We start from the raw sequence: 26,346 nt of genomic DNA on the forward strand, positions 1-26,346 counted from the left end.
GGGCTGCCGCCTACGCCGCGGCCGCGCTCTGCTCCGCCTCGCGCAGCACGTTGCGCTGGATCTTGCCGGTCGCGGTCTTGGGCAGTTCGGCGGCGATGCGGATGGCGCGGGGCACCTTGTAGGCGGCAAGCTGATCGCGGCAATGGGCGATCAGCGCCGCCTCGTCCGCCGCGGCGCCGGGCCGCAGCGAGACGTGCGCCACCACCGTTTCGCCGCGATAGGCATCCGGCGCGCCCACCACGGCCGCCTCGCGCACCGCCGGATGGGTGTGGAGCGCATCCTCCACCTCGCGCGGCCATACCTTGAAGCCGGAAGCGATGATGCAGTCCTTCTTGCGGTCGACGACGTAGAACCAGCCTTGCTCGTCCATGAAGCCGACATCGCCGGATCGCATCCAGCCATCGGTCAGCGTGGCCGCCGTCTCCTCGGGCTTGTTCCAGTAGCCGGCCATGATCTGGCGGCCGCGCATCCATATCTCGCCGGTCTCGCCGACGGGCACGGGCCGGCCGGCTTCGTCCGCCACCATCGCCTCGGTGCCGATGAAGGGGATGCCGACCGAAAAGGCGCCCGATGCGGGATCGACGGGCACCTCGACGCCCACCGGGCAGCTATGGGTGACGGAGGCCGTCTCGGTCATGCCATAGGCGGCATAAACGGCGTGGCCGATCGTATCGGCGATCGTGGCGCGGAGCGCGGGCGCGATCGGCGCGCCGCCCGAATCCATCCGCCGGAAGCTGGCGAAATCCTCGCGCGTCACCTCGCCCAGCCCGGCCAGCGCGTTGTAGGCGGTGATGGCGCCCACCGTCCATGTCGGCCGTTCCGCGCGGATGGTGGCGAGCGCCCTGGCCGGATCGAAGCGGCCGAACAGGATCAGCGTCGCCCGCGCCGCGATCGACAAAGCGAGGTGCATGACGAAGCCGGTGATGTGGAACATCGGCGCCACGCCCAAGATGCGGGCATCGCCGTCTATCCCATACCAGAGCGACATCGCCTCGCTGTTCCAGGCGAGGCTTTCGTGCCGGATCATGGCCGCCTTGGGAACGCCCGTCGTGCCGGAGGTATAGAGCAGCAGGCCGAGGTCGTCCGGCGCGATGGCGGGAGAGGGTGGCGGCACCAGTTCTTCCGCCAGCGCGGCGGCAAGGCTGCCGGGGAGGGCTGCGTCGCCCGGCCCGCCGTCCTCGGGCACCGTCAGCACCGGCCGGCCGCCGTCGCCGATGATCGCCAGCGCCTCGCCGATCGTCGCGGCATGGCCTTCGTGGCAGATCAGCAAAGCGGGGCGGCTGTCCCCGAACTGGCGGGCGATCTCGGCCGCGCGATACATGGGGTTGCCCGGCACCGGGATGGCGCCCAGCTTCCATGCCGCCACCGTCGCGATCGCGGCGGCGGGCACGTTCTGAAGGATGATGGCGATGCGATCCCCGGGCTTGACCCCGTGCGCGGCCGCCCAACCGGCCAGGCGATCGCTCTTGGCATCCAGCGCGCCGAAGCTGATGCCGCTGCCCGAAAAGCGGATCGCCGTCCGGTCCGCCGCGTCCGCCACCGCCGCGCGGAACGCCGCCAGCATGTCGCCGAAGCGGGCCTGGTGGTCATGGGGTTGCCCTTCGGGGAAAAGCCTTAACCATGGCTTCGCCGAATAATGGTTCGCGGTCATCCTCTGCTCCATTGTATTTTGGCTGGCACCATCGCGCGCGCGAATCGGGGCCGCAATATCCAAATGGATAGGAAACTCGCCCTTCTTGGAGGTTCCACCTTTGAAAAGGTCATGCTAGGGCACAGGTAAAACCAGAACAGCGAAACAAGGTTGCACCTATGGTTGATTCGACGATCGGCGTGAAGGTTAGCGAGGAGCTTCGCCAGCGCCTCAAGGCGGCGGCGGCCGAAATCGCCCGCACCCCCCATTGGCTGGCGAAGAAATCGCTGATCGGCGCGATCGAGGCGATCGAGCGGGGCGATCACGGCATCGTCCAGGAAGGACCCGCCGTGGCCGAGGAGGTGGAGCCCGTCGCCGCCGCCGATCAGGATGGCCCGCCCGCGCCCTTCATCCAGTTCGCCCAGACGGTGCAGCCGCAGGGCGCGCTCAGGGCGCGGATCACATCCGCCTATCGCCTGCCGGAACGGGAATGCCTGCCCTATCTGCTGGCCGAGGCGACGTTGAGCCCCGAGCAGCAGCGCCAGGCCACCGAAACCGCGACCCGGCTCGTCAGCGCGCTCCGCGCCAAGGGCCAGGGCGGCGGAGTGGAAGGGCTGATCCAGGAATATTCGCTGTCCAGCCAGGAAGGCGTGGCGCTGATGTGCCTGGCGGAGGCGCTGCTCCGCATCCCCGATCGCGCCACCCGCGACGCGCTGATCCGCGACAAGATTTCCACCGGCGACTGGCAGTCCCATGTCGGCCGCAGCCCCTCGCTGTTCGTCAATGCCGCGACATGGGGGCTGGTCGTCACCGGCAAGCTCACCTCCACCGCCAGCGAGAAGAGCCTGTCATCGGCGCTCACCAAGCTGATCGGGCGCGGCGGCGAGCCGGTGATCCGCAAGGGCGTGGACATGGCGATGCGGATGATGGGCGAACAGTTCGTCACCGGCCAGGATATCGGCGAGGCGCTGGCCAACGCCCGCAAGATGGAGGCGCGCGGCTTCCGTTATTCCTACGACATGCTGGGCGAGGCGGCGACCACGGCGGCCGATGCCGATCGCTATTATGCCGATTACGAACGCGCGATCCACGCGATCGGCAAGGCTTCGGGCGGGCGCGGCATCTATGAGGGGCCGGGCATCTCGGTGAAGCTCTCCGCGCTCCATGCCCGCTATTCCCGCGCCCAGGCCGATCGGGTGATGGCGGAGCTTTATCCCCGGCTGAAGGCGCTCGTCATCCTCGCGCGCGGCTATGACATCGCCGTCAACATCGATGCCGAGGAAGCCGACCGGCTCGAGCTGTCGCTGGACCTGCTGGAAGGGCTCTGCGCCGCGCCCGAGCTCAAGGGCTGGAACGGCATCGGCTTCGTCATCCAGGCTTATTCCAAGCGCTGCCCCTATGTGATCGATCATGTCATCGATCTGGCGCGCCGCACCGGCCACCGCCTGATGATCCGGCTGGTGAAGGGCGCCTATTGGGATAGCGAGATCAAGCGCGCCCAGGTGGACGGGCTGGAGGATTTCCCCGTCTTCACCCGCAAGGTGCACACCGATGTTTCCTACCTCGCCTGCGCGCGCAAGCTGCTGGCGGCGCCGGATGCGGTGTTCCCGCAATTCGCCACGCACAATGCCCGCACGCTCGCCAGCGTGATGGCGATGGCGGGCGGCAATTATTATGCCGGCCAATATGAGTTCCAGTGCCTGCACGGCATGGGCGAGCCGCTTTATGAGGAGGTCGTCGGCGCGGACAAGCTGAACCGCCCGTGCCGCATCTACGCGCCGGTCGGCACGCATGAGACGCTGCTCGCCTATCTCGTCCGCCGCCTGCTGGAAAATGGCGCGAACAGCTCCTTCGTCAACCAGATCGGCAATGCCGACGTGCCCATCGCCTCGCTCGTGGTCGATCCGGTGGAGGTCGCCCGCAAGATCGAGCCGCTCGGGTCCCAGCATCCCGCCATCCGCTCGCCGCGCGATCTCTACGGCCCGTCGCGGCCCAATTCGGCCGGCCTCGATCTCGTCAACGAACAGCGGCTGGCCTCGCTCTCGGCGGCGCTCCTCACCAGCGCCGCCACCGCCTGGCGGGCGGAGCCGGCGGATGAAGGCGGGATCGAACGGCCCGTCTACAACCCGGCCGACGGCCGCGACATCGTCGGCACCGTGTGGGATTGCACGCCGGTGATGGTGGACGCGGCGCTCGCCCGCGCCGTGCGCGAACAGGTGGTGTGGGGCGCCACGCCCGCGGCCGAGCGCGCGGCCTGCCTGCGCCATGCGGCGGACCTGATGGAAGCGCGGATGCCGATCCTGCTCGGCCTGATCGTGCGCGAAGCCGGCAAGTCCCTTCCCAACGCCATCGCCGAAGTGCGCGAGGCCGTGGATTTCCTGCGCTATTATGCCGATGCCGCGCAGGATTTCGCGGCGGATACGCATCGTCCGCTCGGCCCCGTCGCCTGCATCAGCCCGTGGAACTTCCCGCTGGCGATCTTCACCGGCCAGGTTTCGGCGGCGCTGGCCGCGGGCAACACCGTCCTCGCCAAGCCGGCGGAGGAAACGCCGCTGATCGCGGCCGAAGCCGTGCGGCTGCTGCACGCCGCCGGCGTGCCGGCCGATGCGCTCCAGCTCGTCACCGGTGCCGGTGATGTCGGCGGGATGCTGACGGGCGACGCCCGGGTGCGCGGCGTCGTCTTCACCGGATCGACCGAGGTCGCCCGCCTCATCCAGAAGACGCTGGCGAAGCGCGTGACGCCCGAAGGCCATGCGGTGCCGCTGGTCGCCGAAACGGGCGGCATGAACGCGATGATCGTGGACAGCTCCGCGCTGGCCGAACAGGTGGTGGGCGATGTCATCGCTTCCGCCTTCGACAGCGCGGGCCAGCGCTGCTCGGCGCTGCGTATTCTCTGCGTGCAGGAAGATGTCGCCGATCGCACGCTGGAGATGCTGTGGGGCGCGATGAACGAGCTTTCGGTCAACAATCCCGATCGGCTCTCCACCGATGTCGGCCCGGTCATCACCGCCGAGGCGCGCGATCGCATCCAGGCGCATGTCGATGCGATGGCGGCCAGGGGCCACAAGGTCCGATCGCTGCCGCTGCCGGCCGAAACCCGCAACGGCACCTTCGTCGCGCCGACGATGATCGAGATCGACGCCGTCGCCGATGTCGAGCAGGAGGTGTTCGGCCCCGTCCTCCATGTCCTCCGCTACGCGCGGGAGGATCGCGATGCCGTGCTCGAACAGGTCAATGCCAGCGGCTACGGCCTCACCTTCGGCGTCCATTCCCGCATCGACGAGACGATCGCCCGGCTCACCGATCGCAGCCATGCCGGCAACATCTATGTGAACCGCAACATCATCGGCGCGGTGGTCGGCGTGCAGCCGTTCGGCGGGCAGGGGCTTTCGGGCACCGGCCCCAAGGCGGGCGGCCCCCTCTATGTGCCGCGCCTGCTCGCCAGCCGGCCGGCGGTGGAGCGGCCGGGCCTGTCGGCCGATCCGGCGATGCTCGCGCCCTATGAAGCCTATGCCGATTGGCTGCGCGATGCCGGCCATGGCGAGGCGCTGGCCGTCTGCCAGGCGCACAGCCGGGGCGTGCCGCTGGGCGCGCTGGCGGAGCTGCCGGGGCCGGTGGGCGAGCGCAATCTCTACCGTCTGGAGCCGCGCGGCACGATCGCGCTCATTCCGTCCTCCACGCTGGGCCTGCTCGTGCAGCTCGGCGCGGCGCTGGCGACCGGGAACGACGTCGTCGTCGAAAGCGGCCAGCCGGTGCTCGCCATCCTCGAAGGCCTGCCGTCCGATCTTGCCCGGCGGGTCCATCGCACGGGCGACTGGGCGGCGCGCGCCGATCTGGGGGGCGTGCTGTTCGAAGGCGATGCCGATGCGCTGATCAAGGTCAACGCCATCCTCGCGGAACGCCCCGGCCGGATCGTCACCGTCCAGGGCGCCACGCCCGCGGATCTCGCCTCGGGCCGCTCCACCTACAATCTCGATCTGCTGCTGGAGGAAAAGTCCGTCAGCACCAACACCGCTGCGGCGGGCGGCAACGCCACGCTGATGGCGATCGGCTGAGCCTCGCCGCCTTTCCGCCGCCCGCTCCGTCTGGAAAGCGGGCGGCGGGAAGGGGCCTCATCCTTCCTGCCAGCCGCCGCCCAGCGCGCGGAACAGATCGACCTGCGTGGTCACGATCCGGGCATCGGCCTCGGCCAGCGCAGCCTGCGTCTCGGCGAAGGTCCGCTCCGCATCCAGCACGACGAGGAAGTCGACACGGCCTTCGCGCTGCTGGGCACGCGCGATGCGGGCGGCGATCTCCGCCTGGTCGCGGGCGGATTGCAGCGCGGTCCGCCGGTCGAGCGCGTGGCCGTAGGCGGACAGCGCTGTCTCGGTCTCCTCCAGTGCGCGCAGCACCGTCCCGTCGAAGGTGGCGAGCGCACCCTGCGCGTCGGCCTCGGCCCCCTGAATGCGGGCGCGGGTGGCTTCCTGGTTCAGGAAGTTCCAGTTCACCAATCCGCCCACCAGCCAGCCGAGCGGCCCGGCGCCGAAGATGTTGCCGAAGCTGTTGCCGGTGGAGCTTACCGATCCGCCCAGCGTGATCCGGGGATAGAGGTCTGCCGTCGCCACGCCGATCCGCGCGGTTTGCGCGGCCAGCCGGCGCTCGGCCGCCCGCACGTCCGGCCGGCGGGCGAGCAGGGCGCGCCCGTCGCCCACCGGGATCGGCTTTTCCAGCCGCAGCGTCGTGCCGCGCGCCTGCGCCTCCGCCGGCAGCTCGGAAGGCGCACGGCCGGTCAATGTCGCCAGCCGGAAGCGGGCGGCGTCGCGCTCGGCCGCCAGCGGCGGGATCAGCGCCTTCTGCTGGTCCCGCAGCGCCAGCGCGCGGGATACGTCCAGCCGCGTGCCGCGCCCGGCTTCCAGCCGCTTGGCGGTGAGGGAGGCGGTCTGGTCGATCAACTCGACGATATGCTCGGCCACGCCCAGCCGCTCGGTCGCGCTGTTGAGGTCGGCATAGGCCCGCGCCGTCTCGGCCGCGACCGCGACGCGCACGGCGTCCCGCTCGGCCTCCGCCTCGGCCACGTCCGCGCGGGCGGCCTCGACGTTGCGGCTGATCCGGCCGAACAGGTCGACCTCGTAGGAGATGTCGAGCCCGGTATCGACCTGCCAGTCCTCGCGGTCGACGCCCGCCGGCCGCTGGATCGCCGGCAACCGGCCGNAATTGGCGCCGAAGCCGGCATTGGTCTGCGGCAGCCGATCGCCCTTCACGCCGCGCAGCGAGGCGCGGGCCTTGGCGATGTTGGCGACGGCGACGGCGACGTCCTTGTTGTTGGCGAGCGCATCCTCGACCAGCCGGTCGAGCACGGGATCGTCATAGAGCCGCCACCAGCGGCCGTCCGTCGCCGCATCCGCCGTCACGGCGGCGGGCTGGCTCAGGAAGGCGCCCTGGGTGGGCGCCGCCGGCAGCGGCGCCACATAATCGGGGCCGACGGCGCACCCGGCGAGCGCCAGGGCGGCGAGGCTGGAGAAGGCAAGGTTGCGGAGACGGTTCATGGTCGTCCTCCTCATTCGGCGGGTTGCAGGGCGGCGGCGGGATCGTCCGCCGGGCGACGGCGAAGCCGATCGCCCAGCGCGCGGGCCGCCACGTAGAAGACGGGGGTGAAGATCAGGCCGAAGCCGGTGACGCCCAGCATCCCGAAGAACACCGCCGTGCCCAGCGCCTGCCGCAGCTCGGCGCCCGGCCCGGAAGCGATCACCAGCGGCAGCACGCCCAGGATGAAGGCGAAGCTGGTCATCAGGATCGGCCGCAGCCGGGTTTCGGCCGCCTGCACCGCCGCGTCCACCACGCTCCGGCCCGCTTCCTCCGCCTGCTTGGCGAATTCCACGATCAGGATGGCGTTCTTGGCGGCCAGCGCGATCAGCACGACCAGGCCGATCTGCGTCAGGATGTTGTTGTCCAGCCCGCGCAGGTTCACGCCCGCCAATGCCGCCAGCAGCGTCATCGGCACGATCAGGATGATCGCCAGCGGCAGAACCAGGCTTTCGAACTGGGCGGCCAGCACCAGGAACACGAACACCACGGCCAGGGCGAACACGACGGCGGCGGTATTGCCGGTGGCGCGCTGCTGATAGGCCATGCCGGTCCATTCCCAGCCATAGCCGGCGGGCAGCGCCTTGGCGACGGCGGCCTCCATCCCGTCCAGCGCCTGGCCGGATGAATAGCCCGGCGCATTCTCGCCCTCCACCTCGATCGCGGGATAGAGGTTGTAGCGGGTGACGCGATACGGCCCGGTCCGGTCCTCGAAATTGGCGACCGCGCCGATCGGCACCATCGCGCCCGAATTGGACCGGGTCTTGAGGTTGGCGATGTCCGCCACGCTCGTCCGCGATGTTCCCTCCGCCTGCGCCGTCACCCGGTAGGTGCGGCCCAGCAGGTTGAAATCGTTGACGAAGGAGGAGCCGAGATAGACCTGCAGCGCCTCGAACACGCGGGCCGGGGCCACGCCCAGCATATCGGCCTTGGCGCGATCGATATCGGCATAGATGCGGGGCGAGGACGGATCGATCTTGGTGTGCACCATGGCGAGGCCCTGGGTCTTGTTGCCCTCGCCGATCACCCCGCCGGTGGCCTTGTATAGCTCGGTAAAGCCCTGGCCGCTGCGGTCCTGCACCATCATGGAGAAGCCGCCCGCCGTGCCGATGCCGCGGATCAGCGGCGGCGGCACGATGAAGATGGTGGCGCCGTCGAACTCGGCGGCCGCCTTGCGCAGCTCATCGGCGATGCCCTGCGCGGTCAGGCCCAGCTTCTTGCGCTCGTCGAACGGCTTCAGCACGATGAAGGACGCGGCCGAATTGGGCGCCTGCGTCTGCGAAGGCGCGTCGAACCCGGCGAACATCACCGCGCCCTCGGTGCCGGGCACCTTCAGCAGCCGCTGCGACAATTGCCGCATCAGCGTATCGGTGCGCTCCAGCGAGGCGCCGGAAGGCAGGCGCACGGCGGCGAGATAATAGCCCTGGTCCTGCCACGGCACGAAGCCGGCGGGCGTCGCCCAGAATAGCGCGCCGGTGAGCGCGATCAGCCCGGCATAGATGGTCAGCATCTTCCTGGGCGCCGTCACCAGCCGGCGGACCAGCGCGCCATAAGCGGCGGACATCCGATCGAACCCGCGGTTGAACGCATCGCCCGCGCGCGCCGCGATGCCCCGCCAGCCGTGGGTCGGCCGGTGATGGCCGGACTTGAGCAGGCGGGCGGCCAGCGCCGGCGAGAGGGTGAGCGACAGGATCAGCGAGATCACCGTCGCGGTGGAGATCGTCACCGCGAACTGGCGGTAGAACTGGCCCGAAATGCCGGTGATGAACAGGGTCGGCACGAACACGGCCAGCAGCACCAGCACGATGGCGACGAGCGCGGTCGAAACCTCGTCCATCGACAGGCGCGACGCCTCGAGCGGGCTCAGCCCGCGCGCGATGTTGCGCTCGACATTCTCGACCACGACGATCGCGTCGTCGACGACGATGCCGATCGCCAGCACCATGCCGAACAGCGAGAGGTTGTTGAGCGAATAGCCCAGCCCCGCCAGCACCGCGAAGGTGCCGATCAGCGATACCGGGATGGCCAGCACGGGCACGATGGCCGCGCGCCAGCTCTGCAGGAAGACGAGGATGACGAGGACGACGAGGATCACCGCCTCGATCAGCGTGTGGTTCACCGCCTCGATCGATTTCTCGATGAACTCGGTCGGGTTGTAGACGGACTTATATTCCAGCCCCTTGGGGAAGGACTTGGCCAGCGTCCGCATCTCGGCGCGCACCTCCTCGGCGGCGGCGAGCGCGTTGGAGCCCGGCCGCTGGAAGATGCCGATGTGGATGGCGGGCTTGCCGCTCAGATAGGCGTTGACGCTATAGTCCTCGGCGCCCAGCTCCACGCGGGCGACGTCCGAAAGGCGCGTCTGGCGGCCCTCGGCGTCGGTCTTGATGACGATGCCGGCGAACTGCTCGGGTCGGTTGAGGCGGCCCAGCGTCTCCACGCCCACCTGGAAGGCGGCGCCCGTATTATAGGGCGGCTGGCCCACCGCACCGGCGGCGACCTGCACGTTCTGGGCGCGCAGCGCCGCCACGATCTCGCCCGCCGTCATGTTGCGGGCGGCCGCCTTGCCGGGATCGATCCAGATGCGCATGCCGTAGTCGCGCGCGCCGAAGATGCGCACGTCGCCCACGCCGTCGATGCGGCTCAGCCGGTCGCGGATCTGGGTCAGCGCATAGTTGGACATATAGGCCTGGTCGAGCGACCCGTCCGGCGAGATCAGGTTCACCACCATCAGGAAGTCGGGCGACGTCTTGCGGGTGACGACGCCCTGGCGGCGCACCTCCTCCGGCAGACGCGGCTCGGCCAGCGCGACGCGGTTCTGCACCAGCACCTGCGCCTGATCGAGGTCGGTGCCCAGCCGGAAGGTGACGGTGATCGTCAGGCGGCCGTCGCCGGTGGACTGGCTCGACATGTAGAGCATGTCGTCGACGCCGTTGATCTCCTGCTCCAGCGGGGCGGCGACGGTATCGGCCACCGTCTCGGCATTGGCGCCGGGATAGGTGGCGCTCACCGTCACGGTCGGCGGCACCACGTCGGGATATTGGGATATGGGCAGCGCGAAATAGGCGATCGCGCCGATGATCGTGATGATCACCGCGATCACGCCCGCGAAGATCGGGCGGTCGATGAATATGCGGGATATGCGCATGGCAAGTCTTCCCTGTTGGGCCGCTTCGGGGAAGCGCCCCTTGTCCTGTCATCCGCCCGTTCCGGGGGATCGCCGGGGCCTGGCCTTCAGGAAGGCGTCAGGCCCCGGCGCGATATCCCTCCGGCGCGGGCGCGGTTCGGTTCGTTTCCCTCAGCGGACGGTGAAGGTCGCCTGCGATGCCGGGGGGGTGATGGGCCTGCCGTTCGACGCCGCCTTCACGGCCTCGACCTTGCCGGCCCGCGTCTGCACCATGGTGCCGGGCTGGGCGAGCTGCATGCCGCTGATGACCACGCGGTCCCTGGCGGCGATGCCGCTGCGGATGATGCGGAGGCCGTCCACCACCGCGCCCAGCTCCACCGGGCGGGCGACGACCGTGCCGTCCTGCTGCACCACCAGCACCACCTTGCGGGCCTGGTCGCTCACCACCGCGCTGTCGGGCACCAGCAGCGCCGGCCGCGCCTGGCCGCCGGAAAGCCGCATGTTGCCGAACATGCCCGGCGTCAGGAAATGATCCGGGTTGGGGATCACCGCGCGGCCCCGGATCGTCCCCGAATTGGGATCGATGCCGTTGTCGGTGAAGTCGATGCGGCCGTTCCAGCGATAATCGGTCTCGTCCTGCAGGCGCACCTGCACGGTCGTTTCCTTCTCGCCCGCCTGCGCCAGGCGCTGCGCCTTCAGGTAGAGCGCCTCCGATCCATCGAAGGTGAAATAGATCGGATCGAGCGCATAGACCGTCGTCAGCAGCGTGGCCGATCCGGCATTGTCGCCGGCCACGAGGTTGCCGATGTCGGCGCGGCGATCGGATACGCGGCCGGAAATCGGCGCGCGCACCTGGGTGAACTCCACGTCCAGCGCGCGGGTGCGCACGGTCGCCTCGGCCGCCGCGACGGCGGCGTTCGCGGAACGGACGGCGGCGCGCAGCGAATCGATCTCCTCGGCGGAAACGGCTTCGTCGGCGATCAGCCGTTCGGCGCGGGCCAGCTCGCTGCGGGCCAGCGCGGCGGCCGTGCGGGCGGATGCGGCGCGCGCCTGCGCTTCCGCCATCGCGGCGGTGAAGGGGCGGGGATCGATGGTGAAGAGAAGCTGTCCCTTGCGGACGAAGTCACCGTCCTTGAAGTGGATGCCGGTGATCTGGCCCGAAACACGGGGCCGGATCTCCACCGCCTGGCTGGCGGCGAAGCGGCCGATATAATCGTCCCACTCGGTCACGCTGCGTTCCACCGGCGTCGCCACCGTCACCGTGGGGGCGGAAGGCGCGTCGGCGGAGGCGGGGGTGCCGCCCATCATCATGTGGCCCACGCCCAGCAGGGCGGCCACCGGCAGGCCGACCAGCGCCGCCAGCCGCACGCGGGAGCGGCGCGGCGTGAAGGGCGGCACGGCCGCCGGCGCCGCGTCGGCGGGCACCGGCACCACCTCCGCGCGGTCCGTGAAATTCTCGTTGCGGCTGTCGAAGGTCATGCGAGGCTCCCCATGGCGCTGCTCGGCCGCGCATCGTCGATGATGGCCAGCAGCATGTCCGCCTGGAACGCGCTGAAGCCGGCCGCGACGAAGCGGGCGATTTCGTGATGATCGATCTTGCGGCGCCGCAACCGGGCGGTCACCGCGAAACGGCGAAGGGCTTCCAGCCGTTCGTTGGCAAGCGGGCGGGGGGCCTCGATGCCGAACAGGCGGTGGCGCAGCCTGGCCCACCAGCCGTCCGGCGCCAGGCTTGTCGTGTCGTCATGCGCGGCAAGCCCGATCACCGACCATTCGGCCCGATCGAACAGGTGGAACGCCTTGCTGGCGGCAACAGGCTGCGTGCCCGTGGCGGCGGCCACGGCGAAATCCATGAATGCCATTGTCTGTCTCCCTGCGATGCGGAGGTGGACCCTCTCGTCACCGCTGCCGATCCTGCGGGGACCGGCGCTTTCCCATGGCAGGCAACATATTGCAGCGCGGCAGCCAGGTCATTTCAGACGAAGGTATGTCCTTCGGCGCGTTGGTTTATGCGCATCATACGAAGGTTTATGTTGAAGGCCGCCGGGCTGATTCCCATGGCTGATTTCGCCGGTGCACAACGGGTTGCGATCCGCCGCCGGATTGGACTAAAACGGGAACGAATTTCTGAAAAAGTGGGGGCAATCGGATGAGCGAGACAGCGATCGTTCACATCGTCGAGGATGATGAGTCGCTGCGCGCCTCGCTCGACAGCCTGTTCCGATCGGTCGGGCTGGCGACGCGGCTCTACGGATCGGCGCGCGCCTTCATGGAAGCCGATCGGCCCGACGCGCCCGGCTGCCTCGTGCTCGATATCCGCCTGCCGGGGATGAGCGGGCTGGATTTCCAGGCGCAGCTCCAGGAATCGGGCGTGCGCCTGCCGGTGATCCTGATGACGGGTTTCGGCGATATTCCCATGTCCGTCAGGGGGATGAAGGCCGGGGCGGTCGATTTCCTCACCAAGCCGTTCCGCGATCAGGATATGCTGGATGCGGTCGCCACCGCGATCGAGCGGGATACGGCGCGCCGCGCGGCGGAAGGCGACGCCGCCGATCTTCACGGGCTGTTCGGCACGCTTTCGCCGCGCGAACGGCAGGTGATGGCGCTGGTCACGGCGGGCAAGATGAACAAGCAGGTCGCCGGCGATCTCAACCTCAGCGAGATCACGGTGAAGATCCATCGCGGCCACGCCATGCGCAAGATGGGCGCGCGGTCGCTGGCCGATCTCGTCCGCATGGCCGAGGCGCTCCAGCNCCGGCCGGACGGCACCGTCGAGCGGCCGGCCTGACGGTTTTCAGCCTTGCTGCGGGCTTGAATCGCGGAAATGAGTGTGATTCACACTTCCGTATGATTCACAGGGGGACGGGCCTTGCCCATATCGGCATTCACGGGGCGGCAATTCATGCGGGCGCATGATCGCCCGTCCCCTGTGGAACGCCCGATGCGAGGCCCGATGTGACGAGTGCGAAGTCCCTGCCCATGATCGTGATCGTCGATGACGACGATTCGCTTCGTGCCGCGACGCGCAGCCTCGTCCGCTCGCTGGGCTATGAGGTCCATGATTACGGCAATGCCGAGGATTTTCTGGCGTCCGGCGATGCCGATCGCGCCGCCTGCCTCATCACCGACGTCAACATGCCGGGCCTGAGCGGCATCGACCTCAAGCATGCGCTGGCGGGGCGGGGCTGCTCGCTGCCCGTCCTGCTGATGACCGCCAGCACCGACGAGAATATCCTCGATCGCGCGGCATGCTGCGGCGCCATCCGCACGCTGCGCAAGCCCTTCGACTGTCGCGACCTGATCGACACGCTCGAAGCGGCCGTCGCCGCTCCCTGATCCGTCCAGTCCACCCGTCATTCGAAAAAATTGGCCGGGGTGCGGGGAGGCGCCCCGGCCAAGTTATTTCGCGTCACGGCGGAGAGGGTGCCGTAGCCCGCGGAGCGACTAGGGGATCGCCCCGGTGAGATGAGCATTATTGCGACTCGTTCTTAATTGCAAGAGAAATTCTGCCGCATCGCCGGAGCATTCCGCCCAGCCGCGATGATTTGCCCGCTCGACAGCCGAGTCCGGCCCGCGTTAAGGACATTTCGGATGCGCATGTGCATCCGTGTAGCGAACGGCTTGGAATCGGGCGGGGTAATGCGATGAAGCCTTGGATGGTGCTGGCTGATCGCACCGCCGTGCTTTTCCTGGGGGTGGCGGCCGGCGTCGCGATCGGCCTGTCCTTCGCTTATGGCGGGCACCCCTGGCCGGATACCGCCGCGATCGACGAAGGCGTGCCCGCCGTCGTCCCGCCCGCGAAGGGGCCGGGGGCGGAGCCCGCTTTGCCGGCGACGGGGGGCAGGGGGCCGGCCACGGCCGCCGTCACGCTGCCCGATCATTCCTCCTCGGCCGCGATCGACTGCTCCATGCCCTTCCAGCAGCAATTGCTGGATACGCTGGCCGGCGGCGGCAAGGTGCGCGTCGGCGTGTTCGGCGACAGCTTCGGCGACGGCCTCTGGTCGGCGCTCTATCGCCAGCTTCCCGCCAAGGCCAATTACCAGGTCGTCAAATATAGCCAGCAGTCCACGGGCTTCACCCGCTATGCCAGCCTCAATATCGAGGAGCATACCGCCCAGCAGCTCGCGGCGGACGGCCCGGTCGACATCGCCGTCATCTCCTTCGGCGCCAACGATACGCAGGGCGTGTGGGCCGGCGGCAAGGCGGCGCGCCTGCTTTCGCCCGAATGGAAGCGGGTGATCGGCGAACGGATCGACGGCCTCGTCAACCTGCTGCGCGCGCGCGGCGCGATGGTCTACTGGGTCGGCCTGCCCAAGATGCGCAAGGACAGCTTCGACGCGGATATCAGCGCGATGAACGCCTTCTATGCGGATCGGATGCGCGCGCTGAACGTGCCCTTCATCGATACCGCGCCCCTTTCGGTGGACGAGAACGGCGCCTACGCCCCCTATCTGCCGGACGGGCCGGAGAAGAAGCGCACGCTGATCCGCGCCAATGACGGCATCCACATGTCGATGACGGGCTATGTCCGCATCACGCGCGGGCTGGCGGAGCGCATCCGCAACTATGTGGATACGGCGCGCAGGTCCGTCGCTGAGGGGGCCGTCCCCGCTGCCGGGCAGGCCAGCGTTTCATGATGGTTCCGATCCTGGCGCTTGCCGCCGCTGCCGCCGCCGGGCCGAACTGCGCCGAGGGCCTGTGCAACATTCGCGGGCTCGAACCCTTCTTCGACAAGCTGGAACGCCAGCCCCGCAACCAGGCCGGCAAGCGCCCGATCCACATCCTCCAGATCGGCGACAGCCACACGGCGGGCGATACGATCACCGGCGCCTGGCGGGAGGTGCTGCAGGCGCGCTACGGCGGCGGCGGGCGCGGCGTGCTGGCGGCGGGGCGGCCCTATCAGGGCTATCTCACCCAGGGCATCACCGCGCAGATGTCCTCGGGGTGGCGGATATCCTCCACCTTCGGCTCGGCCTCCGCGCCGCCGCGCCCGCTGATGGGCGTTTCCGGCTTCAGCCTCACCTCGCAGCAGCCGGGGGCGGAAATGTCGCTCACCGCCGATGCCGGGCAGATGTTCGATCGCTTCGTGCTCTGCGCGGTCGCGGCGCCGGGCGCGGGCGCGCTTACCATCCGCATCGGCGCGCGGACGGAACGGATGCAGCTTGCGTCGGCCACGGAACGCGCGGAATGCCGCACGGTCTCCGTCGACCAGCCGTCCTTCACCGTAACCGTGACGGCGGAGGACCGCCCGGTCACGATCACCTCCTGGGCCACCTTCCGCGACAATGGCGGCATCGCGCTCTCCAATGTCGGCGTGGTCGGCTCCCAGCTCCAGCATTTCGCGCGGACGGACGATGCCGTCGTCGCGGAGGAGCTTCGCGCCTACCGTCCCGACCTGATCGTCATCGAATTCGGCACCAACGAGGGCTTCTCGCCGGTCTTCCGGCCGAATGAGTATGAGATCACGCTCCGCAGCCAGATCGGCCGGATGCGCAGGCTCGCGCCCGGCGTGCCGATCCTGCTGATCGGCGCGCCCGATGCCAGCAGCCGCCGGCCGGAGATGCTGATCAACGCGCCCGGCCCCGCGCCGCGCCCGTGCGCGGAGCCTTCGGGGCCGATCAACGCCTCCATCCCGCCGGGGCAGACGCGGATCGGCACCGGCCGGCTCGATAACCTGCTCGCCGATATCAGCGCGGGCGACAGCGCCGATGCCGGCCAGGACGGCGCCGATCCGGTGGTGGCTCCGCCCGCTCCCCCGCCGCCCGCGCCGGCTCAGATAAGCTGGTCGGTCCGCGCCAATCCGTTGTTCCCGCCCGCGGGCCTGCGCGCCGTGCGCGATGTCCAGCGCCGCGTCGCCGGCCAGCTCGGCATCGCCTTCTGGGATTGGGAAGCGCGGATGGGGGGCGCCTGCTCCGCGGTCAAATGGGTGAAGGGGAATCCGCCCCGCATGCGCGGCGATTATGTGCATTTCAACTCGGCCGGCGGGCGCGACATCGCCCAGCGGCTGAACGCCGATCTGGAACAGGCCCGCACGCTGCTGAGCGCGTCGCGCTAGATGCTGTTCCCCACGCTCACCTTCGGGCTGTTCTTCCTCGCCACCTATGCGGTGATCTGGGGCGTCGGCCGCGCGAACGAATGGCGCAAGATCCTGCTGCTGCTGGCGAGCTGGATCTTCTATGGCGCCTGGGACTGGCGCTTCGTCGCGCTGCTGATCTTCTCCGCCTTCCTCAACTGGGGCACGGCGGCGCTGATCGCGCGGACGGACGAGGAATATGAACCCGGCCGGCGCAAGGCGCTGCTCGCCTTCGGGGTCGCCGCCAATCTCGGCATCCTCGGCTTCTTCAAATATTATGATTTCTTCCTGGAACAGCTCGGCCTGCTGCTCGCCCATTTCGGGTTCGAGCGGGACATGCCCCTGCTGGAGATCATCCTGCCGGTGGGGGTCAGCTTCTTCACCTTCCAGGGCATGTCCTACCTCATCGATGTCGCGCGGCGGAAGGTGCCGCCGGCCAGCCTGCTGGACATGACGCTGCTCATGTCCTTCTTCCCGCACCTCGTCGCCGGGCCGATCGTGCGCGCGTCCGATCTGATCCCCCAGTTCCGCCGCACGCCGAAGCTGGAACGCGGCATGGTGGCGATGGGGCTGCTGCTGATCGTCTGGGGCCTGTTCAAGAAGGCGGTGATCGCATCCGAGCTTTCGGTGGGGCTGGTCGATCCGGTCTTCTTCGATCCGTCGGCCCATTCCAGCCTCGATCTCGTCATCGCGGCCTATGGCTATGCGGTGCAGATCTACTGCGATTTCTCGGCCTATAGCGACATGGCGATCGGGCTCGCCGCCCTGCTCGGCTATCGCTTCCCCTATAATTTCAATCAGCCTTATCGCGCGAGATCGCTCCAGGATTTCTGGCGCCGCTGGCACATCAGCCTGTCGAGCTGGCTGCGCGACTATCTCTATATCTCGCTCGGCGGCAGCCGGGGCGGGCTGGCCAGGGCCTGCCGCAACATCATGATAACGATGCTGCTGGGCGGCCTCTGGCACGGCGCGAAATGGACCTTCCTGATCTGGGGCGGCCTCCACGGCATCGTCCAGGTGCTGGAAACGCTGTGGCGCAAGCTGCGGCCGGCGGGCTGGCCGCAGCTGCCGGCGGCGCTGGCGATCGTCGCCACCTTCCATATCGTCACGCTCGGCTGGATATTCTTCCGCGCCGATACGTTCGACGGCGCGATCGCCTTCCTGGACGGCATCGGCCGGGGCGACTGGGGATCGACGATCGCGACGCCGCTGGCCATCGGCCTCATCCTGTTCGGCATGGCGATCCACTTCACGCCGCCCACGTTGGCGCAGGGGATCGCGTTCCGCCTCCGGGGCGTTCCGGCCATCTGGCTGGGGCTTGCCACCGGCGTGGTGATCCTGCTGATCGATGCGATGCGGTTCGAAGGGGTCGCGCCCTTCATCTATTACCAATTCTAGGGCCGGGGAGGCGAGGGCATGAGCGAAGACCATCATCCATCCCCGGTTGATCTGCCCGGCGGCCCGGATTTCCACGGCCGGCCGCTGCGCTGGGCGACGATCGCCATCGCCGTCGCCACGCTGTTCCTCGGCCTGTTCAACGCCACCGCGATCAACGGCTGGGCGGTCGAGCTGGCGCCCACGCCGCTGAGCGCGCGGATCGTGGCGGCGACGGAAGCGTGGGAGGAAACCACCGAGGCGATCGGCATCGCCGCGCCGCGCGCCTGGCTCCATGCCCGCTGGAAGGCGCTTCAGACGGCGCGGTTCAAGGGGCAGGAAAAGGCGGAATAGCCAGCCGCCACCTGCCGCCATGCCGACGAAAGCCCACATCCATTGGCCGCAGCGCCGGTCCTGCGGATGCAGGCCGGACGTCGATGGACCCCGATTTTCGCCAGGGTGACGAGATGCCCGGGAGCCGCTGACCCCGCAACCAGGCCGCTATTGTCATGCTGACGAAAGCCAGCATCCATTGGCGGCAAGAAGCGAGCCCGGCGCCGACGCGCCCTGGCTTTTGCCAGGGTGACGGGTTCTGATTTGAGGGGCCAGCCCGCCCCTCAATCCTGGAACGGATCGCGCACCAGGATGGTGTCGTCGCGCTCGGGGCTGGTGGAAACCAGCGCCACCGGGCACTGGATCAGCTCCTCCACCCGGCGGATATATTTGATCGCCTGCGCCGGCAGGTCGGCCCAGCTCCGCGCGCCCGCGGTGGACTGGCTCCAGCCTTCGAACACCTCATAGACCGGCTCGACGCGGGCCTGATCCTGCGGATGCGGCGGCAGATAGTCGTAATGCCGGCCGTCCAGCATGTAGCCGGTGCAGATCTTCAGCTCCTCGAACCCGTCCAGCACGTCCAGCTTGGTCAGCGCGATGCCGGTGATGCCCGACACGGCGGCCGACTGGCGCACCAGCACCGCATCGAACCAGCCGCAGCGGCGCTTGCGGCCGGTGACGGTGCCGAATTCGTGGCCGCGCTCGCCCAGCCGCTGGCCGGTCTCGTCGGTCAGTTCGGTGGGGAAGGGGCCGGAACCGACGCGCGTCGTATAGGCCTTGACGATGCCGAGCACGAAGCCCGCCGCCGAAGGCCCGAGGCCGGAACCGCCGGCGGCCGTGCCGGCGATGGTGTTGGAGGAGGTGACGAACGGATAGGTGCCGTGGTCCACGTCCAGCAGCACGCCCTGCGCGCCTTCGAAGAGGATGCGGTCGCCGCGCTTGCGGGCCTCGTCCAGCGTGCGCCACACGGGCTTGGCATAAGGCAGGATGAAGCCGGCGATCTCGGCCAGCTCGGCCATCAGCGCGGCGCGGTCGATCGGCGGCTCGCCGAAGCCGGCGCGCAGCGCGTCATGGTGGGCGCAGACGCGGTCGAGCTGCAGGTCGAGATCGTCGAGATGGGCGAGGTCGCATACCCGGATCGCGCGGCGGCCCACCTTGTCCTCATAGGCCGGGCCGATGCCGCGCCGGGTGGTGCCGATCTTGCCCGCGCCGCTCGCATCCTCGCGCAGGCCGTCCAGGTCGCGGTGGAAGGGCAGGATCAGCGGGCAGGTTTCGGCGATCTGGAGGTTGTCGGGCGTCATCTCCACGCCCTGTCCGGCCAGCTTGGCCACCTCGTCGCGGAAGTGCCACGGGTCCAGCACCACGCCGTTGCCGATCACCGAAAGCGTGCCGCGCACGATGCCGGACGGCAGCAGGGAGAGCTTGTAGACCTTCTCGCCCACCACCAGCGTATGCCCGGCATTGTGCCCGCCCTGGAACCGGACGACGCAATCCGCGCGTTCCGCCAGCCAGTCGACGATCTTGCCCTTGCCTTCATCGCCCCACTGGGCGCCGATGACGGTGACGTTGGCCATGCTACTCTTCTTTCTAAAGCGTCATGCCGAACATGCTTCGGCATCCATCGCGTCAGGCAGCGCCTAGCGCCGAAATGGTCCCTGAAACAAGGTCAGGATGACGGTTGCAGTGGTTCGGGCGTCGTGCCCCGCAGGATGAACGCGCAATTGGCGGCGGCGGGATCGTCGCTCTCGCCCAGCGCCGCGATGGTGGTCCAGCCCTCGGCGCGCAGCGCGGCCGCCGCCGCCGGATCGCTTCCCGCCGGCACGAACACGCGGCGGCTCGGCTCCTGTCCCAGCCCGGCGTCCACCAGTGGATCGATATAGAGCGAAAAGCCCATCGCCGGCTCCTCGCGGCCGTCGGCGTGGAGGATGGTGTAGCTGCCGCCGCGCCCGATCTCGCCCGAAAGGCCGTCGGCGAACAGCGAAAAGCCGATCCAGCTCTGATATTCGAAGCCGTGCCGCTCGGTCGGGTCCAGCGTCAGCCCGACGCGGCCGGCGAAGGCGGCGGCGATCCGCTCCACCGCGTCCAGCCGCTCGGCCAGCGGCGCCACGCCGTCCAGCAGCCGCAGCCGCGCGACGGCGCGGTCGATCGGCCCGGCGGCGGCGACCAGCGGCAGATAATCCTGCCCGTCGAGCGCCGCGAGCGCGCCCACATCCTTCGCGTCCAGCCGCTCGCGCACCCGTTCCAGCCGGGCGGGGGTGAGCGGCATCGGCCCGGCGGCCAGGGTCTCGATCAGGTCGGGCAGGGTCAGATCCACGGTGATGCCGGTCACGCCCGCCGTTTCCAGCGCCTCGATCGCGACGCCCAGCACCTCGATCGCCGCCGTCACCGAATCGCTGCCGATCAGCTCGGCGCCGGCCTGGATCAGTTCCCGCTCGGGGCGGAGCTGGGTGGTCTTCAGCTTCAGGATCGGCCCGCCATAGGCCAGCCGCAGCGGCCGGGGCCGGTGGGCCATGCGCGTGGCGGCGATGCGGCCGGCCTGCGCGGTGATGTCGGGCCGCAGCGCCAGCGTCCGCTGCGATATGGGATCGACGACGCGCAGCAGATCCTGCGCGCGCGCCGATTTCAGCCGGCCGACCAGCTCGTCCTCGAACTCGGCCAGCGGCGGCGCCACCCGCTCATATCCGTTGCGCCCGATCGCCACGATCACCCGATGCAGCAACCGCGACGCCGCCTCCGCCTGCGGCGGCAGCCGATCGCGAAGCCCAACGGGCAAAAGGCGGGTGTGTTGGTCATGCCCAATTCCCCCTCCCCCCTCGGGGGGAGGGATGGGGTGGGGGGGGCGACGGTGCGGCAAGCGCATCGGCAATGGCGGCCAGCACGCCGTCGATGTCCCCAAGGACTTCCGAATTGGTGAAGCGGATCACCCGATATCCCTGCCGTTCGATGAAGCTCGTTCGCGCGGCGTCATACTCGACTTGGCCGCCATGTGTATCCCCATCAATTTCGATAGCGAGATTTGCCGAAGGAGCGGCAAAGTCTGCGATGTAGCGGCCAATGATCGCCTGGCGGGTGAATTTTACGCCTTCGAAGCGCTTACCCTTGAGAAGCAGCCACAATTTACGCTCGGCGGGGGTGGGGTTCGCCCGCATCTCGCGGGCACGCGCCTTCAGCGTTTCGTCCGTCCGCACGGTCCCCCCCCCACCCAAACCCTCCCCCCGAGGGGGGAGGGCTTCGTTATCAAAACCGCAGCGATTTCACCGTCTTGACGCCGGGCAGGCGGCAGATGTCCCACATCACCGGCTCGCCGGCGGGCGTGTCTAGCGAGAGGAGCAGCACCGCCTCGCCGCCGGCCGAACGGCGGCCGAGGTGGAAGGTGCCGATGTTGACGCCGGCCTCGCCCAGCTTGGAACCCAGCCGGCCGATGAAGCCGGGGGCGTCCTCGTTCACGACATAGAGCATCGTGCCGGCGAGGTCGGCCTCCACCTTCACGCCGAAGATTTCGACCAGGCGCGGCTCGGAATTGGCGAACAGGGTGCCCGCCACCGATTTCTCGCCATTGGCGGTCGTCACCGAAACGCGGATCAGCGTGTGGTAATCGCCCTCGCGGTCGTGGCGCACCTCGCGCACGTCCAGCCCGCGTTCGCGCGCCAGGAAGGGGGCGTTCACCATGTTCACCGTGTCGGAATAGACGCCCATCAGGCCCTTCAGCACGGCGCCGGTGATCGGCTTCTGATTCAGCTCGGCGGCAGCGCCCTCGACCTCGATGGCGACGGACTTGATCGCATCGCCCTCAAGCTGGCCGACCAGCGCGCCCAGCCGCTCGGCCAGCGCCATGTAGGGCTTCAGCTTCGGCGCTTCCTCGGCCGACAGGCTCGGCATGTTGAGCGCGTTGGTGACGCCGCCGGAAATCAGGAAATCGGCCATCTGCTCGGCCACCTGGATCGCCACGTTTACCTGCGCCTCGTTGGTCGAGGCGCCGAGGTGCGGGGTGGAGATGAAGCCCGGCGTGCCGAACAGCGGGCTTTCCTTGGCCGGTTCGGTCACGAACACGTCCAGCGCCGCGCCCGCGACATGACCGCTGTCCAGCGCCGCCTTCAGCGCCTCCTCGTCCACCAGGCCGCCGCGCGCGCAGTTGATGATGCGCACGCCCTTCTTGGTCTTGGCGATATTCTCGGCCGAAAGGATGTTGCGGGTGCTGTCGGTCAGCGGCGTGTGGAGGGTGATGAAATCCGCGCGGGAGAGAAGCTCGTCCAGCGTCACCTTCTCCACGCCCATGTCCACGGCGCGCTCGGGCGTGAGGAAGGGATCGTAGGCGACGACCTTCATCTTCAGGCCCAGCGCGCGATCGGCGACGATCGATCCGATATTGCCGGCGCCGATCAGGCCGAGCGTCTTGCCCGTCACCTCGACGCCCATGAAGCGGTTCTTCTCCCACTTGCCGGCCTGGGTGGACCGATCGGCCTCCGGCAGATCGCGGGCGAGCGCGAACATCAGCGCGATGGCATGTTCGGCGGTGGTGATGGAATTGCCGAACGGCGTGTTCATCACCACCACGCCCTTGGCGGAGGCGGCGGGAATATCGACATTGTCGACGCCGATGCCGGCGCGGCCGACCACCTTCAGGTTGGTGGCGGCTTCCAGCACCTCCTTCGTCACCTTGGTGGCGGAACGGATGGCCAGGCCATCATACTCGCCGATGATGGCGATCAGCTCTTCCTTGGTCTTGCCGGTGATCTCGTCCACCTCGACCCCGCGATTGCGGAAGATCTGGGCGGCAAGCGGGTCCATCTTGTCGGAAATCAGAACCTTGGGCATGGTGAAAATCCTTGGATTTTCGTCATCCTGACGAAGGTCAGGATCTCGGTCGGCGGGGAATGCCCTCACGAGACCCCGGCTTTCGCCGGGATGACGTCTTGAATAAGGGAGGGGTCAGCCGCGCGCCTGCGACCAGGCCCAGTCGAGCCACGGGCCGAGGGCCTCGATATCGGCGGTCTCGACGGTCGCGCCGCACCACACGCGCAGGCCCGGCGGGGCATCGCGATAGCCGGCGATGTCGTAGGCCGCGTCCTCATTCTCGAGCAGCGAGGCGATCTTCTTGACGAGCGCCAGCTTGCCCTCGTCGTCCAGGCCCGTCACCGCATCGTCCGCGAACTTCAGGCAGACGGAGGTGTTGGAGCGCGAGGCTGCGTCCACGGCCAGATGGTCGATCCACGGCGTCTTTTGCACCCAGGCGTCGAGCGCCGCGGCATTGGCGTCGGCGCGCTTGATCAGCGCGGTCAGCCCGCCGATCGACTTCGCCCATTCCAGCGACCAGATATAATCCTCGACCGCGAGCATCGAGGGCGTGTTGATCGTCTCGCCCTTGAAGATGCCCTCGATCAGCTTGCCGCTTTTCGTCATGCGGAAGATCTTGGGCAGCGGCCAGGCCGGCGAGTAGCTTTCCAGCCGTTCCACGGCGCGGGGGCCGAGGATCAGGATGCCGTGCGCGCCTTCGCCGCCCAGCACCTTCTGCCAGGAGAAGGTGACGACATCCAGCTTGTCCCACGGCAGGTCCATGGCGAAGCAGGCGGAGGTGGCGTCCGCGATGGTCAGGCCCTCGCGGTCGTCCCTGATCCAGTCGCCGTTCGGCACGCGCACGCCGGACGTGGTGCCGTTCCAGGTGAAGACGATATCGGTCGACTGGTCGAGCGCGTGGAGGTCCGGCAGCTCGCCATAGGGCGCCTTCACCACGTCCGCGTCGATCTTCAGCTGCTTGACGACATCGGTGACCCAACCTTCGCCGAAGCTTTCCCAGGCGACCATCGTGGCCTTGCGCGCGCCCAGCAGCGACCAGAGCGCCATCTCGACGGCGCCGGTGTCCGATCCGGGAACGATGCCGATGCGGTGGGTGGCGGGAACGCCCAGTATCTCGCGCGTCAGCTCGATCGCGTGGACGAGGCGGCTCTTGCCCAGCTTGGAGCGGTGCGAACGGCCCAGCGATCCGGTGGCGAGATGGTCGGCGGCCCAGCCCGGAGGCTTGGCGCAGGGACCGGACGAGAAATGGGGGCGCGCCGGCTTGGTGCCGGGGCGAGCAACGTCAGTCATGTAGTCTCTCCTCACAGAGAGCGCGCGCCGCGTTGGGACGGCGTGGCCCGCCGGCGCTTCTAGAGATTGGGCGAGGGGAGTCAATCGCCCTTCGTGTCGGAAAATTTTGCACGTGCGAAGGGCTCGCAACTGCATTCGTTACGAAATCATAACGATAAGGCTTTGGCCCGGGCCTTGCTTGGTGCTTCGTCAATCGTAGCATTGGGAGAGGTGAACATGCGGAAGCTTTGGGGTGTCGCCGCACTTTCGGCGGCGGTGATGGGGGCCGCTCTGGCTGCCGTTCCGGCCTCGGCCGCGATCGTGATCTACACCTCGCCGGGCGCCGTTTCGCCGTCGGACAATGTCCAGTTCAACGACGGCTATCCGAATCCCGCCAATCCGCTGCAGGCGGAAACCAATCACGGCACGCTGGTGACGTTCGAATCGAACGAGCTGCTCTATACGCCATCTAGCGGGCAGGCGCGCATCACCGGCACCGACAGCAACCTGACCACGCTCACCTTCTACCTCACCAATCCCGCGCTTGCGATGAGCGAGGTGGAATTCAGGCTTACGGACCCGAACGGCAACTATCACACCACGGCAACGATCGATTTCTACGATCAGTTCGGTGTTGCGACGACGCTCTCCGGTTTCACGCTGAGCAACGGCGCGGATTGGTTCTCGGCTCAGGGGACCGACGGCTCGTTGATCAGCAAAGTGGTGATCACGACGGCGGACAATATAAACGACGTTCGCCAGGTTCGCGTCACGCCGACGGCCTTGCCGCTGAACGAGCCGTTGGTGCCGGAGCCTTCGACCTGGGCGATGCTGATCACGGGCTTCGGCTTGGTCGGCGCTGCGATGCGCCGTCGACGCGGGCAAGCCGCCTTCGCCTGAACGGGGGATGGAGCGGGGATCGGTGGCGGGCGTGCCTCGGCTGCCCGCCACTCGCTTCGCGGATCAACCCCGCAGCCGGAAGGGCTGACGCAGCGCGACCTGCCCGTCAGCCTTCCTCCCCGCTGCGCGAGAATTTGCGGCGCACCCAGGCAAGGCCGCCGGCGATCGCGGCGATGAAGATGGCCAGGAATTTCTTGCCGAAAAGCAGGATGGCGCCCAGCAGCCCCACTTTCTTCGCGGCCGCGACGCCGGCGCCGGCCGCGACCAGCCCGGCGAGGCCGAACTCGGCGGTCTTGTCCTTGCTCGAATCATAATCGGCATAGCGCGATCCGACATCGAAGCTCGCCGCTTTCCCGAAGGCCGCCGCCGCCGTGCGCACCTCGGCAAGCTGCGGCATGCTCGCCACCATGTTGAGGCTCAGAACGCCATGGCGGCCGAGCAGCCGCACGTCATAGTTGAGCGCATCGACGTCGCTTCCCGAAAAGCGGATGTCGCGGGCCCAGATCAGCGAATGATCGGCCGGATTATAGGATGGCTGCTGCGCCCAGCCGACGAGGTGGCGCGCGGCATAGCCGGCCTTGGTCCGCTCCTCATTATCCGCTTTCTCGCTTTCCTGGATGTCGCGGAGGAGGGCGTCGTAATCCTCCGTCTTCGCGTCCTTGTCGCTCACATAGCCGGTGGCTTCGTAGGTGACGACCGCCCCCCAGCTATCGTCGAGGAAGGTCTTGCCCTTGGGAAAGACGAGGCCCAGCACCCCGCCCACCGCATCCGGCGGATTGCCCCAGCCTTCGACGAGCACCTTCTTCGCCTCCTCGGCCGGCAGGAAATAATAATCCTCGCCCAGGTGGAGCGTGGCGTTGGCGTTTCCGATCGGCACGTCCCCGGTCCTGGGATGCAGGCTGTCCAGCAATGCCTTCATTCGCGCGACATAGGCCTTCTGCTCGGCCGTAAGCTCCGCCGTGGCGGTGGTGTTCGCCGCGGGGCTGGCCAATATCTGCGCCGGAACGCCGGCCAGCAGGATGGCGGCCGCCAGCATCTTGATTCTCATCGTCAAATTCCCCCGAATATTCCCCGAGGGGCTGGCTCGCACGACGCCCCGTTCTTGACCAGATGGAAAATGATCCGATGCCGGATGCTTGGACGGGCTGGGAGTGGATCAGAACGGAACTGTAATCGTCACCTTGGCGCGGTTGCTCGGAAATCCGCCGACGCCGACCTGCTCGGTATTCACCTTGCCGCGAACCTTGCCGAACAGGCCGAACTCCGCTTTCGGCATGCCTTCGGGCGGCG

General features: G+C 68.4%; 20 protein-coding genes. 9 read left to right on the forward strand and 11 right to left on the reverse strand.

Features of this window, described 5'->3' with window-relative positions:
* Positions 1 to 10: 10 nt before the first annotated feature.
* Positions 11 to 1,651 (reverse strand): AMP-binding protein, encoded by a 1,641-nt coding sequence (locus tag BHE75_RS08655; protein ID WP_070935657.1) that lies wholly within the window; start codon positions 1,649 to 1,651, stop codon positions 11 to 13.
* A 158-nt stretch (positions 1,652 to 1,809) separates the two neighbouring features.
* Here BHE75_RS08655 and putA point away from each other — a divergent pair, with 158 nt between their 5' ends.
* The gene (gene putA, locus BHE75_RS08660; protein ID WP_070933626.1) at positions 1,810 to 5,685 is read left to right on the forward strand and encodes a trifunctional transcriptional regulator/proline dehydrogenase/L-glutamate gamma-semialdehyde dehydrogenase; all 3,876 of its coding nucleotides are present in this window, start codon (positions 1,810 to 1,812) and stop codon (positions 5,683 to 5,685) included.
* Between the two features lie 57 nt (positions 5,686 to 5,742).
* Here the strand turns inward: putA and BHE75_RS08665 are convergent, their stop codons facing one another.
* The 4 genes from BHE75_RS08665 to BHE75_RS08680 form a co-directional block, all read right to left on the reverse strand.
* Positions 5,743 to 7,155: an efflux transporter outer membrane subunit gene (locus tag BHE75_RS08665; protein WP_070933627.1), complete on the reverse strand. Its 1,413-nt coding sequence runs from the start codon at positions 7,153 to 7,155 to the stop codon at positions 5,743 to 5,745.
* Between the two features lie 11 nt (positions 7,156 to 7,166).
* Complete coding sequence (locus tag BHE75_RS08670; RefSeq protein WP_070933628.1) at positions 7,167 to 10,337, reverse strand: efflux RND transporter permease subunit; 3,171 nt, start codon at positions 10,335 to 10,337, stop codon at positions 7,167 to 7,169.
* Positions 10,338 to 10,487: 150 nt separating this feature from the next.
* The gene (locus BHE75_RS08675) at positions 10,488 to 11,795 is read right to left on the reverse strand and encodes an efflux RND transporter periplasmic adaptor subunit (protein ID WP_139181680.1); all 1,308 of its coding nucleotides are present in this window, start codon (positions 11,793 to 11,795) and stop codon (positions 10,488 to 10,490) included.
* A complete protein-coding gene (locus BHE75_RS08680; RefSeq protein ID WP_015460210.1) occupies positions 11,792 to 12,175 on the reverse strand; it encodes a hypothetical protein in 384 nt (127 codons plus the stop codon). Before BHE75_RS08680 ends, BHE75_RS08675 begins: the two co-directional genes overlap by 4 nt.
* Positions 12,176 to 12,249: 74 nt before the next feature.
* Here BHE75_RS08680 and BHE75_RS25200 point away from each other — a divergent pair, with 74 nt between their 5' ends.
* The 7 genes from BHE75_RS25200 (at position 12,250) to BHE75_RS08710 (ending at position 18,114) form a co-directional block, all read left to right on the forward strand.
* Positions 12,250 to 12,378 carry a hypothetical protein gene (locus BHE75_RS25200; protein ID WP_269078675.1) on the forward strand — a complete coding sequence of 43 codons (129 nt, stop codon included), beginning with the start codon at positions 12,250 to 12,252 and terminating at the stop codon, positions 12,376 to 12,378.
* An 84-nt stretch (positions 12,379 to 12,462) separates the two neighbouring features.
* Positions 12,463 to 13,101 (forward strand): response regulator transcription factor, encoded by a 639-nt coding sequence (locus tag BHE75_RS08685; RefSeq protein ID WP_070933629.1) that lies wholly within the window; start codon positions 12,463 to 12,465, stop codon positions 13,099 to 13,101.
* A 167-nt stretch (positions 13,102 to 13,268) separates the two neighbouring features.
* Positions 13,269 to 13,649, forward strand: a complete 381-nt coding sequence (locus BHE75_RS08690; protein WP_015460212.1) for a response regulator transcription factor — start codon at positions 13,269 to 13,271, stop codon at positions 13,647 to 13,649.
* A gap of 320 nt (positions 13,650 to 13,969) precedes the next feature.
* On the forward strand, positions 13,970 to 14,950 hold the full coding sequence (locus tag BHE75_RS08695; RefSeq protein WP_084653473.1) for an SGNH/GDSL hydrolase family protein: 981 nt from the start codon (positions 13,970 to 13,972) through the stop codon (positions 14,948 to 14,950).
* Entirely contained in the window at positions 14,947 to 16,368 is a 1,422-nt protein-coding gene (locus tag BHE75_RS08700; RefSeq protein WP_191225168.1) for a GDSL-type esterase/lipase family protein, read from the forward strand. Before BHE75_RS08695 ends, BHE75_RS08700 begins: the two co-directional genes overlap by 4 nt.
* A complete protein-coding gene (locus tag BHE75_RS08705; protein WP_070933631.1) occupies positions 16,369 to 17,784 on the forward strand; it encodes an MBOAT family O-acyltransferase in 1,416 nt (471 codons plus the stop codon).
* A gap of 18 nt (positions 17,785 to 17,802) precedes the next feature.
* The gene (locus BHE75_RS08710) at positions 17,803 to 18,114 is read left to right on the forward strand and encodes a hypothetical protein (RefSeq protein WP_015460216.1); all 312 of its coding nucleotides are present in this window, start codon (positions 17,803 to 17,805) and stop codon (positions 18,112 to 18,114) included.
* Positions 18,115 to 18,377: 263 nt separating this feature from the next.
* Here BHE75_RS08710 and BHE75_RS08715 read toward each other — a convergent pair whose 3' ends face one another.
* From BHE75_RS08715 to BHE75_RS08735, 5 genes are all read right to left on the reverse strand, one after another.
* Positions 18,378 to 19,667 (reverse strand): adenylosuccinate synthase, encoded by a 1,290-nt coding sequence (locus BHE75_RS08715; protein ID WP_015460217.1) that lies wholly within the window; start codon positions 19,665 to 19,667, stop codon positions 18,378 to 18,380.
* A gap of 92 nt (positions 19,668 to 19,759) precedes the next feature.
* The gene (locus tag BHE75_RS08720) at positions 19,760 to 20,812 is read right to left on the reverse strand and encodes an ATP phosphoribosyltransferase regulatory subunit (RefSeq protein WP_438830584.1); all 1,053 of its coding nucleotides are present in this window, start codon (positions 20,810 to 20,812) and stop codon (positions 19,760 to 19,762) included.
* Positions 20,813 to 20,882: 70 nt separating this feature from the next.
* Entirely contained in the window at positions 20,883 to 21,281 is a 399-nt protein-coding gene (locus tag BHE75_RS08725) for an endonuclease domain-containing protein (RefSeq protein WP_084653475.1), read from the reverse strand.
* A 49-nt stretch (positions 21,282 to 21,330) separates the two neighbouring features.
* Positions 21,331 to 22,908: a phosphoglycerate dehydrogenase gene (serA, locus tag BHE75_RS08730; RefSeq protein WP_015460220.1), complete on the reverse strand. Its 1,578-nt coding sequence runs from the start codon at positions 22,906 to 22,908 to the stop codon at positions 21,331 to 21,333.
* 114 nt (positions 22,909 to 23,022) lie between these two features.
* On the reverse strand, positions 23,023 to 24,177 hold the full coding sequence (locus BHE75_RS08735) for a phosphoserine transaminase (RefSeq protein WP_070933632.1): 1,155 nt from the start codon (positions 24,175 to 24,177) through the stop codon (positions 23,023 to 23,025).
* A gap of 216 nt (positions 24,178 to 24,393) precedes the next feature.
* Here BHE75_RS08735 and BHE75_RS24910 point away from each other — a divergent pair, with 216 nt between their 5' ends.
* Positions 24,394 to 25,056, forward strand: a complete 663-nt coding sequence (locus BHE75_RS24910) for a PEPxxWA-CTERM sorting domain-containing protein (RefSeq protein WP_070933633.1) — start codon at positions 24,394 to 24,396, stop codon at positions 25,054 to 25,056.
* A 106-nt stretch (positions 25,057 to 25,162) separates the two neighbouring features.
* On the opposite strand, the gene BHE75_RS08745 is transcribed toward BHE75_RS24910, so the two are convergent.
* Positions 25,163 to 26,104 (reverse strand): DUF2167 domain-containing protein, encoded by a 942-nt coding sequence (locus BHE75_RS08745; protein WP_254684402.1) that lies wholly within the window; start codon positions 26,102 to 26,104, stop codon positions 25,163 to 25,165.
* Positions 26,105 to 26,346: the final 242 nt, after the last annotated feature.

The sequence above is a fragment of the Edaphosphingomonas haloaromaticamans genome, assembly GCF_001853345.1.
Classification (GTDB): Bacteria; Pseudomonadota; Alphaproteobacteria; order Sphingomonadales; family Sphingomonadaceae; genus Sphingomonas_E; species Sphingomonas_E fennica.

What these genes read in the sequence shown, in the direction of transcription:
- BHE75_RS08655 (WP_070935657.1), bottom strand. Translation starts at nt 1,651, where the DNA reads ATGACCGCGAACCATTATTCGGCGAAGCCATGGTTAAGGCTTTTCCCC.
- putA (WP_070933626.1), top strand. Translation starts at nt 1,810, where the DNA reads ATGGTTGATTCGACGATCGGCGTGAAGGTTAGCGAGGAGCTTCGCCAG.
- BHE75_RS08670 (WP_070933628.1), bottom strand. Translation starts at nt 10,337, where the DNA reads ATGCGCATATCCCGCATATTCATCGACCGCCCGATCTTCGCGGGCGTG.
- BHE75_RS08675 (WP_139181680.1), bottom strand. Translation starts at nt 11,795, where the DNA reads ATGACCTTCGACAGCCGCAACGAGAATTTCACGGACCGCGCGGAGGTG.
- BHE75_RS08680 (WP_015460210.1), bottom strand. Translation starts at nt 12,175, where the DNA reads ATGGCATTCATGGATTTCGCCGTGGCCGCCGCCACGGGCACGCAGCCT.
- BHE75_RS25200 (WP_269078675.1), top strand. Translation starts at nt 12,250, where the DNA reads ATGGCAGGCAACATATTGCAGCGCGGCAGCCAGGTCATTTCAGACGAA.
- BHE75_RS08695 (WP_084653473.1), top strand. Translation starts at nt 13,970, where the DNA reads ATGGTGCTGGCTGATCGCACCGCCGTGCTTTTCCTGGGGGTGGCGGCC.
- BHE75_RS08700 (WP_191225168.1), top strand. Translation starts at nt 14,947, where the DNA reads ATGATGGTTCCGATCCTGGCGCTTGCCGCCGCTGCCGCCGCCGGGCCG.
- BHE75_RS08705 (WP_070933631.1), top strand. Translation starts at nt 16,369, where the DNA reads ATGCTGTTCCCCACGCTCACCTTCGGGCTGTTCTTCCTCGCCACCTAT.
- BHE75_RS08710 (WP_015460216.1), top strand. Translation starts at nt 17,803, where the DNA reads ATGAGCGAAGACCATCATCCATCCCCGGTTGATCTGCCCGGCGGCCCG.
- BHE75_RS08715 (WP_015460217.1), bottom strand. Translation starts at nt 19,667, where the DNA reads ATGGCCAACGTCACCGTCATCGGCGCCCAGTGGGGCGATGAAGGCAAG.
- serA (WP_015460220.1), bottom strand. Translation starts at nt 22,908, where the DNA reads ATGCCCAAGGTTCTGATTTCCGACAAGATGGACCCGCTTGCCGCCCAG.
- BHE75_RS08735 (WP_070933632.1), bottom strand. Translation starts at nt 24,177, where the DNA reads ATGACTGACGTTGCTCGCCCCGGCACCAAGCCGGCGCGCCCCCATTTC.
- BHE75_RS24910 (WP_070933633.1), top strand. Translation starts at nt 24,394, where the DNA reads ATGCGGAAGCTTTGGGGTGTCGCCGCACTTTCGGCGGCGGTGATGGGG.
- BHE75_RS08745 (WP_254684402.1), bottom strand. Translation starts at nt 26,104, where the DNA reads ATGAGAATCAAGATGCTGGCGGCCGCCATCCTGCTGGCCGGCGTTCCG.